This is a genomic window from Streptomyces sp. M92, from assembly GCF_028473745.1.
Classification (GTDB): Bacteria; Actinomycetota; Actinomycetes; order Streptomycetales; family Streptomycetaceae; genus Streptomyces.
Map to the genome: position 1 here is coordinate 2,515,464 of NZ_CP101137.1, position 21,804 is coordinate 2,537,267.

At 70.2% G+C, this 21,804-nt stretch carries 25 protein-coding genes and 4 tRNA genes; 23 read left to right on the forward strand and 6 right to left on the reverse strand.

The window, feature by feature from the left end:
• The first annotated feature begins 293 nt into the window (after positions 1–293).
• The 3 genes from htpX (at position 294) to M6G08_RS11460 (ending at position 2,051) form a co-directional block, all read left to right on the forward strand.
• Complete coding sequence (htpX, locus tag M6G08_RS11450; RefSeq protein ID WP_073725198.1) at positions 294–1,157, forward strand: zinc metalloprotease HtpX; 864 nt, start codon at positions 294–296, stop codon at positions 1,155–1,157.
• A complete protein-coding gene (locus M6G08_RS11455) occupies positions 1,154–1,570 on the forward strand; it encodes a YccF domain-containing protein (RefSeq protein ID WP_073725196.1) in 417 nt (138 codons plus the stop codon). The genes htpX and M6G08_RS11455 overlap by 4 nt, the downstream gene beginning before the upstream one ends.
• Before the next feature lie 214 nt (positions 1,571–1,784).
• The gene (locus tag M6G08_RS11460) at positions 1,785–2,051 is read left to right on the forward strand and encodes a GlsB/YeaQ/YmgE family stress response membrane protein (RefSeq protein ID WP_272587062.1); all 267 of its coding nucleotides are present in this window, start codon (positions 1,785–1,787) and stop codon (positions 2,049–2,051) included.
• A 149-nt stretch (positions 2,052–2,200) separates the two neighbouring features.
• Here M6G08_RS11460 and M6G08_RS11465 read toward each other — a convergent pair whose 3' ends face one another.
• On the reverse strand, positions 2,201–2,689 hold the full coding sequence (locus M6G08_RS11465) for a YajQ family cyclic di-GMP-binding protein (RefSeq protein ID WP_217245524.1): 489 nt from the start codon (positions 2,687–2,689) through the stop codon (positions 2,201–2,203).
• A gap of 237 nt (positions 2,690–2,926) precedes the next feature.
• Here M6G08_RS11465 and M6G08_RS11470 point away from each other — a divergent pair.
• Positions 2,927–3,008: transfer RNA gene (locus M6G08_RS11470), tRNA-Tyr, on the forward strand.
• A 297-nt stretch (positions 3,009–3,305) separates the two neighbouring features.
• Positions 3,306–3,524 carry a hypothetical protein gene (locus M6G08_RS11475; RefSeq protein ID WP_272587063.1) on the forward strand — a complete coding sequence of 73 codons (219 nt, stop codon included), beginning with the start codon at positions 3,306–3,308 and terminating at the stop codon, positions 3,522–3,524.
• A gap of 47 nt (positions 3,525–3,571) precedes the next feature.
• On the opposite strand, the gene M6G08_RS11480 is transcribed toward M6G08_RS11475, so the two are convergent.
• Positions 3,572–4,228, reverse strand: a complete 657-nt coding sequence (locus M6G08_RS11480) for an NAD(P)H-binding protein (protein ID WP_272587064.1) — start codon at positions 4,226–4,228, stop codon at positions 3,572–3,574.
• Positions 4,229–4,365: 137 nt separating this feature from the next.
• Complete coding sequence (locus tag M6G08_RS11485) at positions 4,366–5,631, reverse strand: amidohydrolase family protein (protein ID WP_272587065.1); 1,266 nt, start codon at positions 5,629–5,631, stop codon at positions 4,366–4,368.
• Positions 5,632–5,843: 212 nt separating this feature from the next.
• On the opposite strand from M6G08_RS11485, the gene M6G08_RS11490 reads away from it, so the two are divergent.
• The 8 genes from M6G08_RS11490 to M6G08_RS11525 all read left to right on the forward strand — a co-directional run bounded on the left by M6G08_RS11490 (position 5,844) and on the right by M6G08_RS11525 (position 10,771).
• Positions 5,844–5,916, forward strand: a tRNA-Thr gene (locus M6G08_RS11490).
• 46 nt (positions 5,917–5,962) lie between these two features.
• A tRNA-Met gene (locus M6G08_RS11495) sits at positions 5,963–6,035 on the forward strand.
• Between the two features lie 89 nt (positions 6,036–6,124).
• Positions 6,125–6,289: a 50S ribosomal protein L33 gene (gene rpmG, locus M6G08_RS11500; RefSeq protein WP_003948671.1), complete on the forward strand. Its 165-nt coding sequence runs from the start codon at positions 6,125–6,127 to the stop codon at positions 6,287–6,289.
• Positions 6,290–6,428: 139 nt separating this feature from the next.
• A complete protein-coding gene (locus M6G08_RS11505) occupies positions 6,429–6,881 on the forward strand; it encodes a MaoC family dehydratase N-terminal domain-containing protein (protein ID WP_272587067.1) in 453 nt (150 codons plus the stop codon).
• A 7-nt stretch (positions 6,882–6,888) separates the two neighbouring features.
• Positions 6,889–7,317, forward strand: coding sequence for a MaoC family dehydratase (locus tag M6G08_RS11510; RefSeq protein ID WP_272587068.1), 429 nt, complete (start codon positions 6,889–6,891; stop codon positions 7,315–7,317).
• Positions 7,318–7,436: 119 nt separating this feature from the next.
• Complete coding sequence (locus M6G08_RS11515; RefSeq protein WP_272587069.1) at positions 7,437–8,009, forward strand: TetR/AcrR family transcriptional regulator; 573 nt, start codon at positions 7,437–7,439, stop codon at positions 8,007–8,009.
• A gap of 121 nt (positions 8,010–8,130) precedes the next feature.
• Positions 8,131–9,606 carry a DHA2 family efflux MFS transporter permease subunit gene (locus M6G08_RS11520; protein ID WP_272587070.1) on the forward strand — a complete coding sequence of 492 codons (1,476 nt, stop codon included), beginning with the start codon at positions 8,131–8,133 and terminating at the stop codon, positions 9,604–9,606.
• 109 nt (positions 9,607–9,715) lie between these two features.
• Positions 9,716–10,771 (forward strand): UDP-N-acetylmuramate dehydrogenase, encoded by a 1,056-nt coding sequence (locus M6G08_RS11525; protein WP_272587071.1) that lies wholly within the window; start codon positions 9,716–9,718, stop codon positions 10,769–10,771.
• Positions 10,772–10,775: 4 nt separating this feature from the next.
• Here M6G08_RS11525 and M6G08_RS11530 read toward each other — a convergent pair whose 3' ends face one another.
• Complete coding sequence (locus M6G08_RS11530; protein WP_272587072.1) at positions 10,776–11,408, reverse strand: NAD(P)-dependent oxidoreductase; 633 nt, start codon at positions 11,406–11,408, stop codon at positions 10,776–10,778.
• A 104-nt stretch (positions 11,409–11,512) separates the two neighbouring features.
• On the opposite strand from M6G08_RS11530, the gene M6G08_RS11535 reads away from it, so the two are divergent.
• A complete protein-coding gene (locus M6G08_RS11535) occupies positions 11,513–12,118 on the forward strand; it encodes a TetR/AcrR family transcriptional regulator (RefSeq protein WP_272587073.1) in 606 nt (201 codons plus the stop codon).
• A 359-nt stretch (positions 12,119–12,477) separates the two neighbouring features.
• Here the strand turns inward: M6G08_RS11535 and M6G08_RS11540 are convergent, their stop codons facing one another.
• Together M6G08_RS11540 and M6G08_RS11545 are read right to left on the reverse strand one after the other, a co-directional pair.
• Positions 12,478–13,509, reverse strand: coding sequence for an adenosine deaminase (locus tag M6G08_RS11540; RefSeq protein WP_272587074.1), 1,032 nt, complete (start codon positions 13,507–13,509; stop codon positions 12,478–12,480).
• 125 nt (positions 13,510–13,634) lie between these two features.
• Positions 13,635–14,861, reverse strand: coding sequence for a pyridoxal phosphate-dependent aminotransferase (locus M6G08_RS11545; RefSeq protein ID WP_272587075.1), 1,227 nt, complete (start codon positions 14,859–14,861; stop codon positions 13,635–13,637).
• Between the two features lie 317 nt (positions 14,862–15,178).
• On the opposite strand from M6G08_RS11545, the gene M6G08_RS11550 reads away from it, so the two are divergent.
• The 9 genes from M6G08_RS11550 (at position 15,179) to rplL (ending at position 21,310) form a co-directional block, all read left to right on the forward strand.
• Positions 15,179–15,251 (forward strand) — tRNA-Trp (locus M6G08_RS11550).
• Positions 15,252–15,359: 108 nt separating this feature from the next.
• Positions 15,360–15,647: a preprotein translocase subunit SecE gene (secE, locus tag M6G08_RS11555; RefSeq protein WP_073725168.1), complete on the forward strand. Its 288-nt coding sequence runs from the start codon at positions 15,360–15,362 to the stop codon at positions 15,645–15,647.
• 80 nt (positions 15,648–15,727) lie between these two features.
• Positions 15,728–16,615 (forward strand): transcription termination/antitermination protein NusG, encoded by an 888-nt coding sequence (nusG, locus tag M6G08_RS11560; protein ID WP_272587076.1) that lies wholly within the window; start codon positions 15,728–15,730, stop codon positions 16,613–16,615.
• Positions 16,616–16,784: 169 nt separating this feature from the next.
• Entirely contained in the window at positions 16,785–17,219 is a 435-nt protein-coding gene (gene rplK, locus M6G08_RS11565) for a 50S ribosomal protein L11 (RefSeq protein WP_073725164.1), read from the forward strand.
• An 81-nt stretch (positions 17,220–17,300) separates the two neighbouring features.
• Positions 17,301–18,026: a 50S ribosomal protein L1 gene (gene rplA, locus M6G08_RS11570; RefSeq protein ID WP_272587077.1), complete on the forward strand. Its 726-nt coding sequence runs from the start codon at positions 17,301–17,303 to the stop codon at positions 18,024–18,026.
• 117 nt (positions 18,027–18,143) lie between these two features.
• Positions 18,144–18,953 (forward strand): SCO4651 family lipoprotein, encoded by an 810-nt coding sequence (locus M6G08_RS11575; RefSeq protein ID WP_272587078.1) that lies wholly within the window; start codon positions 18,144–18,146, stop codon positions 18,951–18,953.
• A gap of 177 nt (positions 18,954–19,130) precedes the next feature.
• Positions 19,131–19,979 carry an SCO4651 family lipoprotein gene (locus tag M6G08_RS11580; protein ID WP_272587079.1) on the forward strand — a complete coding sequence of 283 codons (849 nt, stop codon included), beginning with the start codon at positions 19,131–19,133 and terminating at the stop codon, positions 19,977–19,979.
• 292 nt (positions 19,980–20,271) lie between these two features.
• Positions 20,272–20,802, forward strand: a complete 531-nt coding sequence (rplJ, locus tag M6G08_RS11585) for a 50S ribosomal protein L10 (protein WP_052839547.1) — start codon at positions 20,272–20,274, stop codon at positions 20,800–20,802.
• A 118-nt stretch (positions 20,803–20,920) separates the two neighbouring features.
• Positions 20,921–21,310 (forward strand): 50S ribosomal protein L7/L12, encoded by a 390-nt coding sequence (rplL, locus tag M6G08_RS11590; protein WP_217245510.1) that lies wholly within the window; start codon positions 20,921–20,923, stop codon positions 21,308–21,310.
• Positions 21,311–21,804 lie beyond the last annotated feature (494 nt).

The following is a 21,804-nucleotide window of genomic DNA, read 5'->3' on the forward strand; positions in this document are numbered from 1 at the left end:
GACCCGGCGGGAGGGGCAGTAGCGCACGCGAGCGGGACCACGCCCGGCACCCGCGCGGGCGGGCACCCGGCCCCCACGCGCGCGTGCCGCGCACCACGCCGTCACCCGTACGGACCACGCGCGCCCCCGCGGACGCCGGGGAACTGGCCGCCCTCGCCTGGCGTTGACCAGTACGGAAGGGTCCACTGGACGTGATGCCACGGCACCGGTGGCTTCGGAGACCAGGAAGCAACCACAGCGAGCGACACCAGCAAGCAAAGGGTTCCCCTGCTGCACCACTTGGAGGGCGTACCGTGCACCGCCGGCACAACGGGCTCAGGACCGCAGTACTCCTCGGGGGACTGTCCGCGCTCATCATCGTCATCGGCAGTTTCTTCGGCCGAGCGGGGCTCGTCGTCGCCGTCCTCGTCGCGCTCGGCACGAACGCGTACGCGTACTGGAACAGCGACAAGCTCGCCCTGCGCGCGATGCGCGCCCGCCCGGTCAGCGAGTTCGAGGCCCCGGCGCTGTACCGCATGGTGCGGGAGCTCTCCACCCAGGCCCGCCAGCCCATGCCCCGCCTGTACATCTCACCGACGGAGGCGCCGAACGCCTTCGCGACCGGCCGCAACCCGCGCAACGCGGCCGTGTGCTGCACCGAGGGCATCCTGCGTCTGCTCGACGAGCGCGAGCTGCGCGGCGTCATCGGCCACGAACTCAGCCACGTCTACAACCGCGACATCCTGATCTCATCCGTCGCCGGAGCCCTCGCCTCGGTGATCATGTTCCTGGTCAACTTCGCCTGGCTCATCCCGATCGGCCGGTCCAACGACGATGACGGACCCGGTTTGCTGGGCATGCTCCTCATCATGCTCCTCGGTCCGCTCGCCGCCACCGTCATCCAGCTGGCGATCAGCCGTTCCCGGGAGTACGAGGCGGACGCGTCCGGAGCCCAGCTCACCGGAGACCCGATCGCCCTCGCCGGAGCCCTGCGCAAGCTGGAGCACGGCACCAAACAGCTCCCGCTGCCCCCGGAGCCCCGGATCGAGACGGCGAGCCACATGATGATCGCGAACCCGTTCCGCCCCGGACAGGGCCTCTCGAAGATGTTCTCCACCCATCCGCCGATGGCGGAGCGAATCGCCCGACTCGAAAAGATGGCAGGTCGTCAGCAGTGAAGACCATCCTGAACGTCATTTGGCTCGTGCTCAGCGGCTTCTGGCTGTTCCTCGGCTACGTCGTCGCGGGCGCGCTGCTCTGCATCACGATCATCGGCATCCCGTTCGGCATAGCCGCGTTCCGCATCGGCGTATACGCACTGTGGCCCTTCGGGTACGCGGCGGTCGAGCGACGGGACGCGGGCGCCCCCTCCTGCATCGGCAACGTCCTGTGGCTGATCCTCGCCGGCTGGTGGCTCGCCATCGGCCACATCGTCACCGGCATCGCGCTGTGCGTCACGATCATCGGTATCCCGCTGGGCATCGCCAACTTCAAGCTGATCCCGGTCTCGCTGCTCCCCATGGGACGCGAGATCGTACGGACGGACCAGCCGTTCACGGCCACCGCCGGCACCCAGCGGACCGGTTGGTAGGAGCCCGCGGTTCTCCACAGGCGTGGAGTTGTCCACAGGCCCGCACGCCTGCCGGTCGCGGCCCGCATGATGAACCCATGACCGACGATCACCGAAACCACCGGGCGGCTTCACGACGTCCTTCACACCGAGAGAACGGCAACGCGCGCGGAGGAACGAGCAGCCCACAGCAGTGGGACGGCTCGGCCGCGAAGAGAAAGGGCGGGGGCGGGGCATGACCGTCATCAGCTGGATCATCCTGGGACTGCTGGCCGGGGCCATCGCCAAGTTCCTGCTCCCGGGCCGCGACCCGGGCGGGCTCGTCGGCACCACCCTCATCGGCATCGCGGGCGCGTTCACCGGCGGCTGGATATCGGCCCGCTGGCTGGATCACCCGATCAGCAAGGACTTCTACGACGGAGCCACGTGGGCGGCCGCGATCGGCGGTTCCCTGGTGCTGCTGATCGCCTACCGGCTCCTGTTCGGCAACTCCCGCGACTGACGCGACCGGCGCCGACCGAGCGGGCGGGGGGCGAAAGCCCAGGCAGACGAAAGCCCAGGCAGACGAAAGGGCGGGCAGACGAAGGGCGGGCAGACGAAGGGCGGGCACGCCGTCGGCACCCGCCCTTCCCGGTACGCCCCTTCAGCAGCTCACCGGTAGTTGACGAACTGCAGCGCGAAGTCGAAGTCCTGGTTCTTCAGCAGGGCGATCACGGTCTGCAGGTCGTCCCGGCTCTTGGAGGAGACCCGCAGCTCGTCGCCCTGCACCTGGGCCTTCACACCCTTGGGGCCCTCGTCCCGGATGAGCTTGGCCACCTTCTTCGCGTTGTCCTGGGAGATGCCCTCCTCGATCGACGCGAAGATCTTGTACTCCTTGCCGGAGAGCTGGGGCTCGCCCGCGTCCAGAGCCTTCAGCGAGATGCCGCGCTTGATCAGCTTGGACTGGAAGACGTCGAGGATGGCGTTCACCCGGTCCTCCGAGTTGGCCTCCATGAGGATCTTCTCCCCGGACCACGAGATCGAGGCGCCCACGCCCTTGAAGTCGTAGCGCTGAGAGATCTCCTTGGCGGCCTGGTTGAGGGCGTTGTCGACCTCCTGCCGCTCGACCTTCGAGACGATGTCGAAACTGGAGTCGGCCATGTCCTGTGGCTCCTTGTATCTGGGTGCGTGTCGGGCCGCGTATCGGCTCCGTACCGGCATGCAGCTACGGCCGCCGAGCTCCGCAGAGGTCCCCCGGCCGCATTCGGACAAGCCTAGCCACCCGCCGTCGCCCGGGCGGCGATCAATCGGGTGGCGAAGCACCCCTCCACATCAGGTATTGTTTACGTCGTTGCCGGGGAGCACCGCCGCAAGGCGGTTCGACTGGCAGCGAACCCCGGCGGTGTGCCCGAGCGGCCAAAGGGAGCAGACTGTAAATCTGCCGGCTCAGCCTTCCCAGGTTCGAATCCTGGCGCCGCCACAAGACCGAAAGGGTCTGTGAACAGCAGCAATGCTGATCACAGACCCTTTCGGCGTTCATGAGCCCGACCTGATCGCTATGACGCGTTTGGGGCGTGCGTGGGGCAGGCGCGGGGCATGTGTGGGACAGCTTTCGCTCGCCGAGCCAGGCGGGCGCGGCGGCGTGGCGAAGATCACGAACGTCATACGGGCGTTCCGTCGGCCGCGACGGGCACTGAGCGGGCGCGAGAGATTGAGGCTCGGCGGTGAGGGGGCGCGACGCCGGCACCCGCTCGCGCGCTGCGGGCAGACTGGGCTCATGGTCCCGTCCTCCCGCCGCAGAATCTGCCCCGAATGCCGTCGCGAGATCGCCGTGGTCGCGGGGCGGTACGCGCGTCACGACCCGCCCGGCGCGCGGGAGAGCGGCGAGCTCGTCTCCTGCCCCGGGTCGCGCCGGGCGGCGCGACTGGGAGCGGTGCAGCCGTCCTTGGACGGGTACGCCGTCCCCGACTTCCCCGGGCAACTGCCCCTGTTCTGACCGATGTGCGCGGCCCCAGCGTCCCCCGCCGAGCCGGCGCCGCTTCCTCAGTTCCCGGCCACCGATTTCACCGCCACCGACACCGGCGCCGAACCCGCGATCAGCTCAAGTGTCAGGCCCGCCGTGGCCGGCGTGTCGACCAGCTCCGCCAGTACGGCGGCCACGTCGTCACGCGGCACGGGACCTCGGCCGGTGTGTGCTTCCAGGCGCACCAGGCCGGTGCCGGCGTCGTCCGTCAGCATTCCGGGCCGCAGGATCGTCCAGTCCAGCGCCTCCAGGGATCGCACGTGCGCGTCGGCCTCACCCTTGGCACGCAGGTAGACGTCGAAGATCTCGTCGCCCTGGTGCTCCGGGTCGGCGCCCATGGAGGACACGACCACGAAGCGCCGTACGCCCGCCCGGACCGCCGCGTCCGCGAAGAGGACCGCCGCCGCCTTGTCCACCGTGTCCTTGCGGGCCGCCCCGCTCCCGGGGCCCGCGCCCGCGGCGAAGACCGCGGCGTCCGCGCCGCGCAGTCGCTCCGTGACCTCCTCCGCGGAGGCCGACTCCAGGTCCAGGACGACCGGTTCGGCGCCGGCCGCACGCAGATCGTCGGCCTGCTCGGCCTTGCGGATGATGCCCGCCACCTCGTCGCCGCGCGCGGCGAGCAACCGCTCCAGCCGCAGCGCGATCTGACCATGACCACCAGCGATGACAATGCGCATGTCTTCGACCGTACGCCGCGACGGCCGCCCGCGCCGCACGACTTGCACCAAGTCCCGTCGGCCGCCCGGCGCGCGCCGCCGACAGCTGTTTCCGGGCGTCCCGGTGGCCGCGTGCCGCGCCGCCCTCCCCCAGCGCGTCAACGCCTCCCAGGTCCCCCACGCCCCTGCCGCGGCAGCCCCAGGTCGGTCGCGGCCGCCGAGTCGCCGTACTCCCGTACCGCGCTCGTCCGTGCGACCACGCGCCCCCGGTGCACCACGATCCGGCTGTACGCCAGCGACAGTGCCCCCGCCAGCCGGTCCCCGCGCACCGCGAGGAGTTCGGCCGGGAAGCCCGCCTCCACCCGTACCTCGGGCAGCCCCAGGGCCGTCCGTGCCGCCGCGCTCACCGCGTCGTAGGCGTCCTCGGGACGCAGCCCGTGACGCGAGGCCAGCAGGTACGCCGCCTCCAGGGGGTCGCCGCGCCCGACCGGGTTCGACACGTCCCGCAGGGCGCCGCTCCCGGCGGTGACCCGCACGCCGGCCGCGCGCAGCAGCCGTACCGGGGCCGTGCCGTCGCGGCCTTCCACGGCGCCGCAGGTGCCCTGCGGGAGGCACACCACGGTCACTCCGGCCGCGGCGAGGCGGTCCGCCGCCCGGGCGGCCACGTCGGAGGGGAGCCGGGCGAGGCCCTCGCAGGGGCTCAGGGTCACCCCGGGGCGCAGTCCGCCCGCCATCGCCGCCAGCCGGGCCAGTCGTGCGGGGTCGGCGGCGTCCGTGTGCAGGTCGACCGGGCAGCCGTGCTCGGCGGCGACCTCGAGGACCGCCTCCACGTACCCCGTCGGATCGGGGTCCAGGTCCGGGCAGCCGCCCACCGCGTCCGCGCCCATCTTGACCGCGTCCCGCAGCAGCGCCAGCCCGTCGGCGCCGGCCGCCCCGGTCAGCACCCTCGGCATCGCCACCGTGGTCAGGTCGGTCAGCCCGCGCAGCGAGCGCCGGGCCCGCAGTACGCCGATCAGCGCGCCGAGCCCCGGAACGTCGCCCACGCGTACGTGCGCCCGCAGCGCCGTCGCCCCGTGCCCCAGCTGGAGCAGGGCGGCCTCGGTGGCCCGCCGCTGGACGTCCGGCGGGTCGCAGGAGACGGGGCCCGGAGTCTCGCCCGTAAGCGCGGTGTCGCCGTGGACGTGGGGGTCGGCGGGGGCGGGCAGGAGCAGGTAGCCGCCGAGGTCCACGCGCGCGCCCGGGCCGCAGGCTCGGGCCGGGGACAGGCTGCCGGCCGTGCCGACCGCCTCGATGCGTCCGCCGTGCAGCCGTACGTCCACGGTCCGGCCGTCGGTCAGGCGTGCCCCGGCCAGCAGGAGCGAGCCGGGACCGGCGGCACCGGAGGGGGAGGGCGAGGGGGACGGCTGCGGCTGGCTGTCGGGCATCGCGCTCCTCTGGGCTCGGGGCTGCGCAGTGGGGGACGCAAGATCACGCAGAGTGAGTCGAGCCTAGGACGGTGATCAGCTCGTGGCGCGGAGGAGCGCAATAGTCGTACCGGCGCGGGCCGTCGCTCCACGGTGGTCGGGACGGGCCGGGGCAGGGGCGGCGAAACGGATTTGGGCGAACGGCGGGCGACCGTGTAATGTCTTCATCGCTCGCCCCAATAGCTCAGTCGGCAGAGCGTCTCCATGGTAAGGAGAAGGTCAACGGTTCGATTCCGTTTTGGGGCTCTGGTGTGAGAGGTTCCCGCCGCGAGGCGGGGCCCGATCGCATCACAGCGGTGTAGCTCAGTCGGTAGAGCAAGCGGCTCATAATCGCTGTGTCACCGGTTCAAGTCCGGTCACCGCTACTCCTAGTAGCCGATTGCGGGGTCGGTCCTTCAATCGGCTACTCTTTCCTGCGTTAATACCATCAATCCGTTCGTCAAGGAGCACTCACGTGGCTGCCACCGACGTCCGCCCGAAGATCACGCTGGCCTGCGTGGAGTGCAAGGAGCGGAACTACATCACCAAGAAGAACCGGCGTAACAACCCGGACCGACTGGAGATGAAGAAGCACTGCCCGCGTTGCAACGCGCACACCGCGCACCGCGAAACGCGATAAATCAGGCTCGTACGTGAGGCCGTCCCCGAAGCTCGGGGGCGGCCTCACGTCGTTTCGACTCTCGCGGGCAGACATTCGCATGCAGACTTCGCAGGCGACCGCAGCAGGCAGACAGAGACCAGCAGGAGGTGCCGAGCCCATGGCGCTCGACCAGTCCTTCGTGGGGCGGACCTATCCGCCCACCGAGCCCTACGAGGTGGGCCGGGAGAAGATCCGTGAGTTCGCGGAGGCGGTGGGGGACGCGAACCCGGCGTACACGGACGCCGAGGCCGCCAAGGCGCTCGGCCATCCGGACGTGATCGCGCCGCCGACCTTCGTGTTCTCCGTCACGTTCCGTGCGGCCGCGCAGGTCATCGAGGACCCGCGGCTCGGTCTGGACTACAGCCGGGTGGTGCACGGCGACCAGAAGTTCGCCTACTCCCGCCCGGTGCGCGCCGGTGACCGGCTGAGCGTCACCTCGTCCATCGAGGCGGTCAAGTCGATGGCGGGCAACGACATCCTGGACATCCGCGGTGAGGTCCACGACGAGGCCGGCGAGCACGTCGTGACCACGTGGATCAAGCTGGTGGCCCGCGCGGCCGAGGGGGCGTGAGCATTCGATGACGGCGAAGATCTCCTACTCCGACGTCGAGGTCGGCACCGAGCTGCCCGCCCAGAGCTTCCCGGTGGACCGCGCCACGCTCGTCCGGTACGCGGGCGCCTCCGGCGACTTCAACCCCATCCACTGGAACGAGAAGTTCGCCAAGGAGGTCGGCCTCCCGGACGTCATCGCGCACGGCATGTTCACCATGGCCGAGGCGATCCGTGTGGTCACCGACTGGACCGGTGACCCGGGCTCGGTCGTCGAGTACGGCGTCCGCTTCACCAAGCCCGTCGTCGTCCCGAACGACGACAAGGGGGCCGTCATCGAGGTCAGCGGCAAGGTCGCCGCCAAGCTGGACGACAACACCGTCCGCGTCGACCTGACGGCGACCAGTGCCGGTCAGAAGGTGCTGGGCATGTCCCGCGCGGTCGTACGACTGGCCTGACGCCGACAGGCGTGTCCGGCAGGGGTAAGGGGCGTCCTCCATTGAGGTGCGCCCCTTACGTGTGCCCGCAGTCCCGTCAGCGGTTGACCAGTTAGTGATTGAGTACTAACTTACTCGTCATGGTCAGGATGAGCGCAGAAGAGAGGCGCGAGAGCGTCATCCGCGCGGCGATGAGCGAGTTCGCCCGGGGCGGCTACTACGGCACGTCTACCGAGGCCATCGCCAAGCGGGTGGGGGTCTCCCAGCCGTACCTCTTCCGGCTCTTCCCGGGCAAGAAGGCGATTTTCCTGGCAGTGGTCGAGCGGTGCTTCCAGGATGCGCGCAGCGTCTTCGTGGACGCCTCCGATGGCCTCCACGGCGAAGAGGCGCTGCACGCCATGGCGAACGCCTACACGCAGCTGATCACCGAGCAGCCCGAGAAGCTCCAGATGCAGTTGCAGACGTACGTGGCGGTGGCGGCGGCCGAAGCCGCCGGGGACCTCGAGTTCGGCGAGATGGTCCGTGAGTACTGGATGGACCTCTTCGACGCCGTCCACGTGCCGCTCGGTGGCGACGTGGGTGAGACGACGACCTTCATGGCGTACGGCATGCTCGTCAACGCCCTGGTCGGCATGGGCTTCCCGCCGGAGCACCGGATCTGGGAGGGCTTCTACATCTCGGCGAGGGCCAAGGCCGGTCAGGGCGAGGTGTAGCTTCACGACGCCCCGCGCGGGCTTGCCCTTCACCTGCGTCTCCGCATGACCGCAGAAGTTAGTCATCAATTACTAATCTACAGACGTCCGACGCAAGCAGTGCACACCCTCTGGGGGAGAGATGTCACAGCACGGCACACAAGGGAGCGCCCGCCGCGGGGGAACGGCCTGGGCCCTCGTCATCACCAGCGTCGCCGGTTTCATGGCGGCCCTGGACAACCTCGTCGTCACCACCGCCCTGCCCGCCATCCGCGAGGACCTGGGCGGCGCGCTGCACGACCTCGAATGGACCGTGAGCGCCTACACGCTCACCTTCGCCGTCCTCCTGATGTTCGGCGCGGCCCTCGGCGACCGCTTCGGCCGCCGCAGGCTGTTCCTCGTCGGCATCACCGTCTTCACCGCGGCCTCCGCCGCCGCGGCCATGGCCCCCGGCATCGACTCGCTGATCGCCGCCCGCGCGGTGCAGGGCGTCGGCGCGGCCATCATGATGCCGCTCACCCTGACCCTGCTGACGGCCGCCGTGCCCGCCGAACGACGCGGGATGGCGTACGGCATCTGGGGCGCCGTCAACGGCCTCGCCGTCGCCTCGGGTCCGCTGGTCGGCGGCAGCCTGACCGAGCACATCTCCTGGCAGTGGATCTTCTGGCTGAACGTCCCGCTGGGCCTGGCCCTCCTGCCGCTCGCCCGCCTCCGCCTCGCCGAGTCCCACGGCACCGGCGCCCCGCTCGACCTCCCCGGCACGCTGCTCGCCAGCGGCGGACTTTTCGGCGTCGTCTACGGCCTGGTCCGCGGGCCCGTCGACGGCTGGACCGGTCCGGTGGTGCTGACCAGCCTGTTCGCGGGCGCCGCGCTCCTCGTCGCCTTCGTCCTCTACAGCACCCGGGCGAGGAACCCCATGCTCCCGATGCGGCTGTTCCGCTCCCGCGCCTTCGCCGGTGTCAACGCGGCGAGCCTGCTGATGTTCCTGGGGATGTTCGGCTCGATCTTCCTGCTCAGCCAGTACATGCAGAACGTGCTCGGCTACACGCCCACCGAGGCGGGCCTGCGCATGCTGCCCTGGACCGGCATGCCGATGCTGGTCGCGCCGCTCGCGGGAATCCTCTCGGACCGGATCGGCGGCCGCCCGGTCGTCGCGGCCGGCCTCTTCCTCCAGGCGGCCGGACTCGGCTACCTCGCCTCCGTGGTCACCGACGACGTCACTTACGCCGCCCAGCTGCCCGGCCTGATCCTCAGCGGCATCGGCATGGCCCTCTTCTTCGCCCCGGCCTCCGCCCTGGTGATGTCCAGCGTCGTCCCGAGGGAACAGGGCATCGCCTCGGGCGCCAACAACGCCCTGCGCGAGGTGGGCGGCGCGCTCGGCATCGCGGTGATGTCCTCGATCTTCGCGGCCCAGGGCGGCTACGGGTCCGCGCAGTCCTTCGTCGACGGGCTGCGGCCCGCGATCGCGGTGGGCGCCGCGGTCGTCGCCCTCGCGGGCGTCGCGGCCCTGCTGATCCCGGCCCGCCGCGGGAACGGCGCGGCACCCACGGGCCACCGCCAGGCCCAGTCGCCCACCGCCCCGGCACCCCTCCCGCCCGCCGAAGCGGCCACCCACTGACCGTCGGCGCGCTGGAGTGCCCGACCCGAACCGAGGAACGCCCCGGCCGACCGGCCGGGGCGTTTCCCGCTGCCCAGCCCTGTCACCGCCGTCTCGTACTCTTGACCGCGTGCAGGAACTCCACGACGCCCCCCTCGCCCCGCTGACCACCTTCCGGCTGGGCGGCCCCGCGACCCGCCTGATCACGGCCACCACCGATGCCGACGTCATCGCCGCCGTCCGCGAGGCCGACGACACCGGCACGCCCCTGCTGCTCATCGGCGGCGGGTCCAACCTGGTCATCGGGGACAAGGGCTTCGACGGCACCGCCCTGCACATCGCCACGCGCGGCCTCACCCTCGACGGCACGACGCTCACCGTGGCGGCCGGCGAGATCTGGACCGACGCCGTCGCCCGCACCGTCGAGGCCGGACTCGCCGGCGTCGAGTGCCTGGCCGGCATCCCCGGCTCGGCGGGCGCCACCCCCATCCAGAACGTCGGCGCGTACGGCCAGGAGGTCTCCTCGACGATCACCGAGGTCGCCGCCTACGACCGCAGGAACCGCGAGACGGTCACCCTCACCAACGCCGACTGCGCCTTCTCCTACCGCCACAGCCGTTTCAAGGCGGAGCCCGAGCGGTACGTCGTCCTGAGCGTCCGCTTCGAGCTGGAGGACGCCGACGGGCTCTCCGCGCCCCTCCGCTACGCCGAGACCGCCCGCGCCCTGGGTGTCGAGGCCGGCGACCGGGTATCGCTGACCGCCGCCCGCGACACCGTGCTGAAACTCCGCGCGGGCAAGGGCATGGTTCTCGACCCCGAGGACCACGACACCTGGTCGGCCGGCTCGTTCTTCACCAACCCGATCCTCACGGACGACGAGTTCACCGCCTTCCGCTCCCGCGTGGCCGACCGCCTCGGTGACTCCGTGGCCCCCCCCGCCTTCCCCGCGGGTGAGGGCCGGATCAAGACCTCCGCCGCCTGGCTGATCGACAAGGCGGGCTTCACCAAGGGCTACGGCGCCGGCCCCGCCCGCATCTCCACCAAGCACACCCTGGCCCTCACCAACCGCGGCGAGGCGACCACGGAGGACCTGCTCGCCCTGGCCCGCGAGGTCGTCGTCGGCGTCCGGGACGCCTTCGGCGTCACGCTGGTCAATGAACCGGTGACGGTCGGCGTCAGCCTTTAGGGGCTCAGTAGGCCACGCCCACGCCCTGTTTCACGGTCGCCGCGTCCTCGGTCAACGCCAGCATCGCGTGAGCGACGTCGGCCCGGCCGACGAAACGCCCCTTGGCCGGGAAACCGCCCACCACCGTCCGGTACCGGCCGGAGAGCGGCTTGTCCTGCAGTCGCGGCGGCCGGACGACCGTCCAGTCCGTGCCGCTGCGCGCCAGCTCCTCCTCCATGGCGCGCAGGTCGGCGTACACGTCCTTCAGCACGGCGGAGACGATGCCGCGCACCGTCCGGTCCAGGGGGCCGTCGCCCTGCGCCGGCGGCCCCACCGGGGCGGCGCTGACCACCAGCACCCGGCGCACGCCCTCCGCCCGCATCGCGCCGAGCACCGTCCGGGTCAGCCGGGTCGCGACGCCCGCGTCCTTCCGGCTGCGGGCGCCGAGCCCGGACAACACGGCGTCCCGCCCGGCCACGGCCGGACGCACCGACGCCGGGTCGCTCAGATCCGCGCGGAACACCTCCAGGCGCTCCCCGCTCACGGTCAGCCGCGCGGGGTCCCGGACGACGGCGGTGACGTGGTGCCCCGCGCCGAGCGCCTGGCGTACGACCTCCTGGCCGATGCCTCCGGTGGCACCGAAGACGGTGAGTTTCATGGCGTGCCCCATCCGACGATCCGGTGGGTGAGTACTCACTCACCCCGGTCTCTCCTATAGTGAGTAAGTACTCACCCACCGGTCAAGCCCCGACTGGAGCAGCCATGCCGCCCACCAAGCCGGCCCGGGAACGCCTCCTGGACGCCGCACACGAACTGATGCTCACCGTCGGGCTCGCCCGTACCACCACCAAGGAGATCGCCAAGGGGGCGGACTGCTCAGAGGCGGCGCTGTACAAGCACTTCGCGAGCAAGGAGGAGCTGTTCATCCGCGTCCTCTCCGAGCGGCTGCCCCGGCTGGCGCCGCTGCTGCACAGCCTGGCCGCCGAGCCGGAGCGGGGCTCGCTCGAGGAGAACCTCACGGAGATCGCCCACCGCGCGGCGCTCTTCTACGAACAGAGCTTCCCGATCGCCGCGTCGCTGTACGCCCAGACGGAACTGAAGCGACGGCACGACGAGGCGATGCGGGAACTGGGCACCGGCCCGCACCTGCCCATCGAGGGTCTGGACGCCTACCTGCGCGCCGAGCAGGCCACGGGGCGGGTACGGGAGGACGCGGACACGTTCGCGGCGGCGTCGCTGTTGCTGGGGGCCTGTGCGCAGCGGGCGTTCGCCTACGACGCGGTGGGGGAGGGCGGGAGGCCGGCGGCTGACGCCTTTGCGCGGAGGCTGGTGCGGACGGTGCTGGTGGGGATCGGCGGAGGTGGGTGACGGCACCCGGTTTTCCTGGTCACCCGGCGCGGGGGCGGGCGTCGGGAGGCGCGGCCCGGCGCGACGGGGTGCCGCTGCGCCCACCCGTGCCGCCCCAGCGGCACGACTGCCCGCAGCCGGGGCGGGAGGGCGGCGGCGCGCCCCGCGCGGGCGGTTGGCCGCGTACGACGGGAAGGGGACGTGCCGGGGTGTCCGCCCCCAGCGGTTGGCGCGCACGCGCCGCCCACCCCCGTAGCCGACCGATTCCGCGCCGTTCCGAGGACGGACACCCCCGGCGCGGCCCCGACCCACCACGCAACACACCGCGCTACGCGCACCCCCACCGAACAGCCGCAGGCCGCCGCAGGCACCCCGCCGACCTACCCCGCAAGCCACTCGTCGACCCCAGCCAGCAACTTCCCCTTCACCTCCTCCGGCGCAGCCGAACCCCGCACCGACTGCCGCGCCAGTTCCGCCAGTTCCACGTCCGTGAACCCGTGGTGATCGCGCGCGATCTCGTACTGCGCCGCCAGTCGCGCCCCGAACAGCAGCGGATCGTCCGCGCCCAGCGCCATCGGCACCCCCGCCTCGAACAGCGTCCGCAGCGGCACGTCCTCCGGCTTCTCGTACACGCCCAGCGCGACGTTCGACGCCGGACACACCTCGCACGTCACCTGCCGGTCGGCGAGCCGCTTCAGCAGCCGCGGGTCCTCCGCCGCCCGCACCCCGTGCCCGACCCGGTCCGCCTCCAGATCGTCCAGACAGTCCCGTACCGACGCCGGCCCGGTCAGCTCACCCCCGTGCGGCGCGCTCAGCAGCCCCCCGTCCCGCGCGATCGCGAACGCCCGGTCGAAGTCCCGCGCCATCCCCCGCCGCTCGTCGTTCGAGAGCCCGAACCCGACGACCCCCCGATCCGCGTACCGCACCGCCAGCCGCGCCAGCGTCCGCGCGTCCAGCGGATGCTTCATCCGGTTCGCGGCCACCAGCACCCGCATCCCGATCCCGGTGTCCCGCACGGTCGTCTCGACCGCGTCCAGGATGATCTCCAGCGCCGGGATCAGCCCACCCAGCCGCGGCGCGTACGACGTCGGGTCCACCTGGATCTCCAGCCAGCGCGACCCGTCCCGCAGATCCTCCTCCGCGGCCTCCCGCACCAGCCGCTGGATGTCCTCCGGCTCCTGCAGACACGACCGCGCCGCGTCGTACAGCCGCTGGAAGCGGAACCACCCCCGCTCGTCCGTCGCCCGCAGCTTCGGCGACTCGCCGCGGCCGAGCGCCTCGGTCAGCGTCTCGGGCAGCCGCACACCGTGCTTGTCGGCCAGTTCCAGCAGGGTCGTGGGCCGCATCGACCCGGTGAAGTGCAGGTGCAGATGGGCCTTCGGCAGTTCAGAGAGATCACGTACACGCTCCATTCCGTGATCCTGCCGCACGACACGCCCGGCCCGACAGCACTTTCCCCGTACGTGGTCTTGCTCGCACAAACAAACAGGGCCACCCCCCAACGTCGAGGGGTGGCCCTGCGGGGCGGACGCGGCGGTCAGTCCCGCGCCTCCGCCAGCAGCTTCTGGATCCGGCTCACGCCCTCCACGAGGTCCTCGTCCCCGAGCGCGTACGACAGCCGCAGGTACCCGGGCGTACCGAACGCCTCACCCGGCACCACCGCGACCTCGGCCTCCTCCAGGATCAGCGCGGCCAGCTCCACCGTGTCCTGCGGACGCTTACCGCGGATCTCCTTGCCGAGCAGCCCCTTCACCGACGGGTAGGCGTAGAACGCCCCCTCCGGCTCCGGGCACAGCACGCCGTCGATCTCGTTGAGCATCCGCACGATCGTCCGGCGGCGCCGGTCGAAGGCCTCCCGCATCTTCGCCACGGCGTCCAGGTCACCGGAGACCGCGGCCAGCGCCGCCGCCTGGGCGACGTTGGACACGTTGGACGTGGCGTGCGACTGGAGGTTCGTCGCGGCCTTGACCACGTCCTTCGGGCCGATGACCCACCCGACGCGCCAGCCGGTCATCGCGTACGTCTTGGCGACACCGTTGACCACGATGCACTTGTCGCGCAGCTCGGGCAGGACCGCCGGCATGGAAACCGAGGAGGCGTCGCCGTAGACGAGGTGCTCGTAGATCTCGTCCGTCAGCACCCACAGCCCGTGCTCGACGGCCCACTTGCCGATCGCCTCGGTCTCGGCCTCGCTGTACACAGCACCCGTCGGGTTCGACGGCGACACGAAGAGGACGACCTTCGTCTTCTCGGTGCGCGCGGCCTCCAGCTGCTCCACGCTCACGCGGTAGCCGGTGGTCTCGTCGGCGACGACCTCGACCGGGACACCGCCGGCCAGCCGGATCGACTCGGGGTACGTCGTCCAGTACGGCGCCGGGACGATGACCTCGTCGCCCGGGTCGAGGATCGCGGCGAACGCCTCGTAGATGGCCTGCTTGCCGCCGTTGGTGACCAGGATCTGCGACGGGTCGACCTCGTAGCCGGAGTCGCGCAGCGTCTTCGCGGCGATCGCGGCCTTCAGCTCGGGCAGGCCGCCGGCCGGCGTGTAGCGGTGGAACTTCGGGTTCTTGCAGGCCTCGATCGCGGCCTCGACGATGTAGTCCGGCGTCGGGAAGTCGGGTTCACCGGCGCCGAAGCCGATCACCGGTCGCCCGGCGGCCTTGAGGGCCTTGGCCTTGGCGTCCACGGCCAGGGTGGCGGACTCGGAGATCGCGCCGACTCGGGCGGAGACCCGGCGCTCGGTGGGAGGAGTTGCAGCGCTCATGGCCCCATCGTTCCAGACCGGAAACTTCCCGGGCACAGGGGTTTCACGGACTGAACAGAACCGGACCGGGACCTGATACCGCACCGACCCAGGACCCCGATACCGCACCGGCCCAGGACCCGATACCGCACCGGACCGGGCTCGCACGGGACCCGCCACCGGACCGGGCGGAGCCCTGAACATCAGTCCGGTCGTCCTTTCTGTTCGACGCCCGGCCGTTGAGCACGTACACTCTCACCTCGTTGGCCTTCAGCGGCCCGCGCTCATCCGGTGCACACCGAGCACCCGGGCGGATGCGGTACGTTGGGGACACACAAAGGGTCGTAGCTCAATTGGTAGAGCACTGGTCTCCAAAACCAGCGGTTGGGGGTTCAAGTCCCTCCGGCCCTGCTACACACACCTTCGCCAGGATGTGTGCGCATGTACGTACAGCAATGCACCGCCGTGCGGCTCAGACCGGGCGCGGCACGGCCACGACCCGGAATCAGGTGAGGACGAGTGACGGACGCCGTGGGCTCCATCGACATGCCTGATGCCGAGGACGAGGCTCCGGACTCCAAGAAGAAGTCCCGCAAGGGCGGCAAGCGCGCCAAGAAGGGCCCGCTGAAGCGGCTGGCGCTCTTCTACCGCCAGATCGTCGCGGAGCTGCGCAAGGTTGTCTGGCCGACTCGCAGTCAGCTGTCGACGTACACCACCGTGGTGATCATCTTCGTGGTCATCATGATCGGCCTGGTGACTCTGATTGACTATGGCTTCTCTCACGCCGCCAAGTACGTCTTCGGCTGAGTCGAGAGCGAAGGGCGCCGAGGTACCCGGCGCCCCTTTCGCGTGTTCCACCCCTATGTATCCAGGAAGAAGCAGCCACCGTGTCTGACCCGAACGTGAACGACGCCATCGAGCCGGTCGAGTCCGTCGAGGACGAGCTCGGCACCGTCGAGGGCGCCGACAACGAGGACACCCAGGTCTCCGCCGAGACCGAGGCTGCCGACGACGCCGCCGCGGACGCGGACGAGATCGCCGAGGCCGACACCCCGGACGCCGACGAGGCCGCCGAGGCCGAAACCCCGGACGCCGACGAAGCCGAGACGGACGAGGCCGGGGCCGACGAGGCCGAGGCCGCGCCCGAGGAGCCCGAGCTCGACCCGATCGAGGCGCTCCGCCGTGAGCTGCGCGTCCTCCCCGGCGAGTGGTACGTCATCCACACCTACGCCGGTTACGAGAACCGCGTGAAGACCAACCTCGAGCAGCGCGCCGTCTCCCTCAACGTCGAGGACTACATCTTCCAGGCCGAGGTGCCGCAGGAAGAGGTCGTCCAGATCAAGAACGGCGACCGCAAGACGATCCGGCAGAACAAGCTGCCCGGCTACGTCCTCGTCCGCATGGACCTGACCAACGAGTCCTGGGGTGTCGTCCGCAACACCCCCGGCGTCACCGGCTTCGTCGGCAACGCCTACGACCCGTACCCGCTGACGCTGGACGAGATCGTCAAGATGCTCGCCCCGGAGGCCGAGGAGAAGGCCGCCCGCGAGGCCGCCGAGGCCGAGGGCAAGCCGACTCCGCAGCGCAAGGTCGAGGTCCAGGTCCTGGACTTCGAGGTCGGCGACTCGGTCACCGTCACCGACGGCCCGTTCGCCACGCTGCAGGCCACGATCAACGAGATCAACGCCGACTCGAAGAAGGTCAAGGGCCTCGTCGAGATCTTCGGCCGCGAGACCCCGGTCGAGCTGAGCTTCGACCAGATCCAGAAGAACTAGCTTCTTCTGGACGTACAGCTTCCGAACAGGTCGGACGGGCCCTCGCTGCCCGTCTGACCTGCTCGGTTTTCAGCCGCACATCCATACCCGTTATCGTTGTGCGGTATGCCTGCGTCCGGGTGGTCCCCGAAACGCGGGCAGGACCCGAATCGAAAGGACCCGGAGAGCTATGCCTCCCAAGAAGAAGAAGGTCACGGGGCTCATCAAGCTCCAGATCCAGGCCGGTGCCGCCAACCCGGCTCCGCCGGTCGGCCCCGCGCTGGGTCAGCACGGCGTGAACATCATGGAGTTCTGCAAGGCCTACAACGCCGCGACCGAGTCGCAGCGTGGCTGGGTCATCCCGGTGGAGATCACGGTCTACGAGGACCGCTCCTTCACCTTCATCACCAAGACGCCGCCGGCCGCCAAGATGATCCTCAAGGCCGCGGGCGTGGAGAAGGGCTCCGGCGAGCCGCACAAGACCAAGGTCGCGAAGATCACGCGCGAGCAGGTCCGTGAGATCGCCACCACCAAGATGCCCGACCTCAACGCCAACGACCTGGACCAGGCGGAGAAGATCATCGCCGGTACCGCGCGTTCCATGGGCGTCACGGTCGAGGGCTGACCTCCACCCCCGTAACCAAGCAGAAGTGGCAGGGCCTGCTCGGCCCGGACCACGACTCCTAAGAAGCCAACAGGAGCAGTAGTGAGCAAGCGCAGCAAGTCTCTCCGCGCTGCGGACGCCAAGATCGACCGGGAGAAGCTCTACGCCCCGCTCGAGGCCGTCCGTCTCGCCAAGGAGACCTCCACGACCAAGTTCGACGGCACCGTCGAGGTCGCCTTCCGCCTGGGTGTCGACCCGCGCAAGGCCGACCAGATGGTCCGTGGCACCGTGAACCTCCCGCACGGCACCGGTAAGACCGCCCGGGTCCTGGTCTTCGCGACCGGTGACCGTGCCGAGGCCGCGCGTGCCGCGGGCGCCGACATCGTCGGCGCCGACGAGCTGATCGACGAGGTTTCGAAGGGCCGTCTGGACTTCGACGCCGTCGTCGCCACCCCGGACCTCATGGGCAAGGTCGGCCGCCTCGGCCGCGTGCTCGGTCCCCGTGGTCTCATGCCGAACCCGAAGACCGGCACCGTGACCCCGGACGTCGCCAAGGCTGTCAACGACATCAAGGGCGGCAAGATCGAGTTCCGCGTCGACAAGCACTCGAACCTGCACTTCATCATCGGCAAGACGTCGTTCGACGACACCAAGCTGGTGGAGAACTACGCCGCGGCGCTGGAGGAAGTCCTCCGTCTGAAGCCGTCGGCCGCCAAGGGCCGGTACATCAAGAAGGCCGCCATCAGCACCACGATGGGCCCCGGCATTCCGCTGGACTCCAACCGCACCCGCAACCTCCTCGTCGAGGAGGACCCGGCCGCGGTCTGAGCCCACGGCTCGCCCCACCGGTTCACGGGCCCCGCACCTTCCGAGGTGCGGGGCCCGTTCGGTTTTCCGTACGGGTGCCGCGGCCCTGCGTTAACGTGCGGGGCAGGGGGTGGGCGGATGAGGGGCACGAGCAGCGGGGCACGCCGTGCGGTCGCGTCGATCGCGGTGACGGTGGCGCTGGGGTGCGTCACGGCCTGCACCTCCTCCGGCGGGCCCGCCGGCCCCACGGAGTCCGCCGACCCGTCCACCGCGCCCTTGCGCTCGGTCAAGCGGGCCACCGAGCAGGCGGGCTCCGCGCGGGTCGAGTCCACGACCGCCATGGGCGGCGAGCTTTCCCTGGAAGCCACGGGGGTCCTCGGCTGGGACGGCGGCCTCACCGGCACCCTGAAGATCACCTACACGGGCGGTACGACCGCCGAGACGATGCGCAGGCTGGGCACCACCGCCATGGAGGCCCGGTACCTGCCCGACGCGTACTACGCCCGGATGGGCGACGAGTTCGCCGACCGGGTGGGCGGCCGGCACTGGATCAAGTACGGCTACGCCGACCTGGAGGACCTCTCGAGCGGCGCGGCCGGTGTCGCGGACGGGATGCGCCGTACCACGCCCGACCGGACGGTGGAGCGGCTCCTGGCCTCCGACGACGTACGCAGGGTGGGCCAGGAGACGACCTGCGGCCGGCGCACCACGCACTGGACCGGCACCGTGGGCGGCACGGCCGGGCAGGCCGGGCAGACCGTCGACATCTGGGTGGACGACCGGGACCTGCTGGTCAAGAAGGTCGAGCGGGGACGGACGGAGACCGGGGAGCTGACCCAGACCGCGTACTACAGCGACTACGGCGTGGCGGTGGCCGCCGACCGCCCGCCGGCCTCCGACACCGCGGACTTCACGGAGCTGCTGCGGCAGGCGCGGGACAACGAATGAGCAACAGAGAGCACAGGACCGCTCGTAAATCACAAGATCGTTCGAACCATTCCGGTTAAGCTCGCGTCCTCGTTGTTGAGCGGCGGCTGTCTGAGAGGCGGCTGTGGGGAAGCGATCTCCGTGCTGTGGAGAAGCCGTCTGTGGCCCCGTGCTCACTGATTCCCGTGGGGGGAACGTATGAAGACTTCCGTACGCATGCCCGTCGGTGCCGGACTGGCCGCGCTGCTGCTCGCCGCCGGTGCGGTGGGCTGCTCCAAGGAGGACGAGGCCGGTGAGTCCCCGGAGATGACGCCGGCGGCGGCCGTTGCCGAGGCGGCGAAGAAGACGGAGGAGATCGACTCCTTCAGCTACCGCATGACCGGGCAGGCTCCCGAGGAGGGCCGGGTCGAGGCCGAGGCCCAGATGCGGATCGAGCCGACGCTCGCGATGAGCATGAAGATGACGGCGCTCGACCAGGGCGCCGACGCCAAGGCGGAGATCCGGATCGTCGACAAGGCCATGTACATCGGCGGCGGAGCCGCGGCGGCCAAGGAGATGGACGGCAAGAGCTGGATGAAGTTCGACCTGGCCGCGATGGGCGCCGGCGACGAGCTGAACCAGCTGGGCGGAGCCTCCCAGGCCGACAAGAACCCGGCGACCGAGTCCACCTTCCTCACCGGCGCCAAGGACGTGGAGAAGGTCGGCACCGAGACCGTGGACGGCGTCGAGACCACCCACTACAAGGGCACCGTCGCCCTCGCCGACCTGGAGAAGTCCCTCGCGGACGAGGACAAGGCCACCCAGGAGAAGCGGCAGAAGAGCATCGAGCAGTACGAGAAGATGGGCATCGACAAGCTCACGATGGACATGTGGGTCGACGGCGACGACCAGACCAAGCAGTTCCGGATGCGCGGCGACGCCGACAAGGGCCCGCTGGACATGACCATCACCTTCCTCGGCATCAACGAGCCCGTGAAGGTCACCGCCCCGCCGGCCAAGGACACGGTCGACCTGGCGGAGATGATGAAGGAGGCCCAGCAGGGCTGAGTCGCCGTACGGGTGGATTTGCTTGACACTGCCCCGTTCCCGTACGCTCTTCCACGAAGCCAAAGACCGCTGGTCGTTGCCGTGTGCTCGCGAGAGTCACGGTGGCCGAAGGATCCGCTGAACTGCGGACGACCCGCGCAGGTGACTGTGGATGAACTCCCGGAGTGCGCGCCTCAGGCGCGTGCCGACCGGTCGAGTCACGCCCCGTGCGCCTGCGCCGGGGCGTTTCGTTTTCCCCAGTCCTCCTTCGGGTCCGCGCGGTCCGAATCACCCGGAAGGAGGCCGAGGCTCTATGGCGACGCCCGAAAAGGCTGCCGCGGTTGCCGAGCTGACGGACAAGTTCCGCAGCTCCAACGCCGCCGTGCTGACCGAGTACCGCGGTCTCACCGTGGCGCAGCTCAAGACGCTGCGCCGGTCGCTCGGTGAGAACGCCCAGTACGCCGTGGTGAAGAACACGCTGACCAAGATTGCGGCCAACGAGGCCGGGATCACGCTCGACGACCAGCTCTTCGCTGGTCCGACGGCCGTCGCCTTCGTCACCGGTGACCCGGTGGAGTCGGCGAAGGGTCTGCGCGACTTCGCCAAGGACAACCCGAACCTCGTCATCAAGGGCGGAGTCCTTGACGGCAAGGCGATGTCCGCCGACGAGATCAAGAAGCTCGCGGACCTCGAGTCCCGCGAGGTTCTGCTCTCCAAGCTGGCCGGTGCCTTCAAGGCGAAGCAGTCCCAGGCTGCCTCCGTCTTCCAGGCGCTGCCGTCGAAGCTCGTCCGCACCGTGGACGCGCTCCGTGCCAAGCAGGACGAGCAGGGCGGTGCCGAGTAATTCGGCTCGCTTTCTGATCCGGGCCGCCTGAAAACGGCACGGATCGCAGCGGGCCCGACGTACGCCCGCCTCACCCCGTACATCCGGCACCTGCCGAATTAGTGGAAGGACCGCCATCATGGCGAAGCTCAGCCAGGACGACCTGCTCGCCCAGTTCGAGGAGATGACCCTCATCGAGCTCTCCGAGTTCGTGAAGGCCTTCGAGGAGAAGTTCGACGTCACCGCCGCCGCTGCCGCGCCGGTCGTCGTCGCCGGTGGTGCCGCTGGTGGCGCCGCTGCTGACGCCCCCGAGGAGAAGGACGAGTTCGACGTCATCCTCACCGGCGCCGGCGACAAGAAGATCCAGGTCATCAAGGTCGTGCGTGAGCTGACCTCCCTGGGTCTGAAGGAGGCCAAGGACCTCGTCGACGGCACCCCGAAGCCGGTCCTCGAGAAGGTCAACAAGGAGGCCGCTGACAAGGCCGCCGAGTCCCTCAAGGGCGCCGGCGCCTCCGTCGAGGTCAAGTAAGACCGCACCGGCACCACGGATCCGTCAGGGTCTGTAACGCCGTAGCACCGAAGAGCGATCATCCATCCGGGTGGTCGCTCTTCGGCGTACCGGGGGTTGGGCGGCGGCTGCCTTGCACGTGTGACGGCGAAGAGTATGGTGATCTTCGTCGTGCCGTCTCCGGGGCCCTGAGAGCCGCTGGAGGCAACCGGTTCGGGCCTAGGGGGGCCTTGACGAACCGCACGCAGCGCGCAATTCTCAGGGCGTCGTCAAAGGATCCGAATCCGAGGCATGGATCGACGGCGAAGAGGGCAGTATCTGGGTGCGTTGAGGGCGAGGCCTTGCCGCACAGGTGGTGAGAACAACGAGGAGCGAACACGGTCCGCGAGAACCGCACTGGACATCAGTGTGCCAAGTGGCTACACTGACCCTTTGCGCTGCCTGTTAGCTGCCCCCTGCCCGTCACCAGGGGTCTGCCCTCGCCCGAGCACTGACGACCAGAGCATGCCCGACCT

What these genes read in the sequence shown, in the direction of transcription:
- M6G08_RS11460 (WP_272587062.1), top strand. Translation starts at nt 1,785, where the DNA reads ATGACCGTCATCAGCTGGATCATCCTGGGACTGCTGGCCGGGGCCATC.
- M6G08_RS11465 (WP_217245524.1), bottom strand. Translation starts at nt 2,689, where the DNA reads ATGGCCGACTCCAGTTTCGACATCGTCTCGAAGGTCGAGCGGCAGGAG.
- M6G08_RS11475 (WP_272587063.1), top strand. Translation starts at nt 3,306, where the DNA reads ATGGTCCCGTCCTCCCGCCGCAGAATCTGCCCCGAATGCCGTCGCGAG.
- M6G08_RS11480 (WP_272587064.1), bottom strand. Translation starts at nt 4,228, where the DNA reads ATGCGCATTGTCATCGCTGGTGGTCATGGTCAGATCGCGCTGCGGCTG.
- M6G08_RS11485 (WP_272587065.1), bottom strand. Translation starts at nt 5,631, where the DNA reads ATGCCCGACAGCCAGCCGCAGCCGTCCCCCTCGCCCTCCCCCTCCGGT.
- M6G08_RS11505 (WP_272587067.1), top strand. Translation starts at nt 6,429, where the DNA reads ATGGCGCTCGACCAGTCCTTCGTGGGGCGGACCTATCCGCCCACCGAG.
- M6G08_RS11510 (WP_272587068.1), top strand. Translation starts at nt 6,889, where the DNA reads ATGACGGCGAAGATCTCCTACTCCGACGTCGAGGTCGGCACCGAGCTG.
- M6G08_RS11515 (WP_272587069.1), top strand. Translation starts at nt 7,437, where the DNA reads ATGGTCAGGATGAGCGCAGAAGAGAGGCGCGAGAGCGTCATCCGCGCG.
- M6G08_RS11520 (WP_272587070.1), top strand. Translation starts at nt 8,131, where the DNA reads ATGTCACAGCACGGCACACAAGGGAGCGCCCGCCGCGGGGGAACGGCC.
- M6G08_RS11530 (WP_272587072.1), bottom strand. Translation starts at nt 11,408, where the DNA reads ATGAAACTCACCGTCTTCGGTGCCACCGGAGGCATCGGCCAGGAGGTC.
- M6G08_RS11535 (WP_272587073.1), top strand. Translation starts at nt 11,513, where the DNA reads ATGCCGCCCACCAAGCCGGCCCGGGAACGCCTCCTGGACGCCGCACAC.
- M6G08_RS11540 (WP_272587074.1), bottom strand. Translation starts at nt 13,509, where the DNA reads ATGGAGCGTGTACGTGATCTCTCTGAACTGCCGAAGGCCCATCTGCAC.
- M6G08_RS11545 (WP_272587075.1), bottom strand. Translation starts at nt 14,861, where the DNA reads ATGAGCGCTGCAACTCCTCCCACCGAGCGCCGGGTCTCCGCCCGAGTC.
- rplK (WP_073725164.1), top strand. Translation starts at nt 16,785, where the DNA reads ATGCCTCCCAAGAAGAAGAAGGTCACGGGGCTCATCAAGCTCCAGATC.
- M6G08_RS11575 (WP_272587078.1), top strand. Translation starts at nt 18,144, where the DNA reads ATGAGGGGCACGAGCAGCGGGGCACGCCGTGCGGTCGCGTCGATCGCG.
- M6G08_RS11580 (WP_272587079.1), top strand. Translation starts at nt 19,131, where the DNA reads ATGAAGACTTCCGTACGCATGCCCGTCGGTGCCGGACTGGCCGCGCTG.
- rplJ (WP_052839547.1), top strand. Translation starts at nt 20,272, where the DNA reads ATGGCGACGCCCGAAAAGGCTGCCGCGGTTGCCGAGCTGACGGACAAG.
- rplL (WP_217245510.1), top strand. Translation starts at nt 20,921, where the DNA reads ATGGCGAAGCTCAGCCAGGACGACCTGCTCGCCCAGTTCGAGGAGATG.